The organism is Thiorhodococcus mannitoliphagus (assembly GCF_010915725.1).
GTDB classification, from domain to species: Bacteria; Pseudomonadota; Gammaproteobacteria; order Chromatiales; family Chromatiaceae; genus Thiorhodococcus; species Thiorhodococcus mannitoliphagus.
This window is the reverse complement of the sequence record NZ_JAAIJR010000500.1, coordinates 1-347: the sequence shown is the minus strand read 5'-3', so window position 1 is coordinate 347 and position 347 is coordinate 1. Positions and strand designations below refer to the sequence as shown.

The 347-nt window shown below is 56.8% G+C and carries 1 pseudogene; it reads right to left on the bottom strand.

Annotated elements, in window-relative coordinates:
• Positions 1–80: 80 nt before the first annotated feature.
• Positions 81–347, bottom strand: a pseudogene (locus G3480_RS27520) (hypothetical protein); the annotation flags it as partial.

The following is a 347-nucleotide window of genomic DNA, read 5'->3' as shown; positions in this document are numbered from 1 at the left end:
CTCGGTGCGCACCCTAGATGTCGAGCATTGGGTCAAGACGCATCTTGGCGACTCGATGCTAGCCAAACGACGGCAGGTATTCAGCGCGCCAAAAGTCGACATGAAAACTGCATGAACCATTTCGATGGAAATGGCCAGAGATTTAACATCCTAGCCCATTCCTCGGGCGTGATCAGGGTGTTGAGGCACTCATCCACGCGGGCCATTTCGTTGACGATATAATAGCCGGAGACCTCGGTCTCGACCGTCTCGGCACCATGCACCTGACGTAGCGTCGCCTTGATGACAGCCAAGGCGTTGTAGGCGACGATGGCCATGGCCAATCCGAACAGGGCGGCGGGCGGATA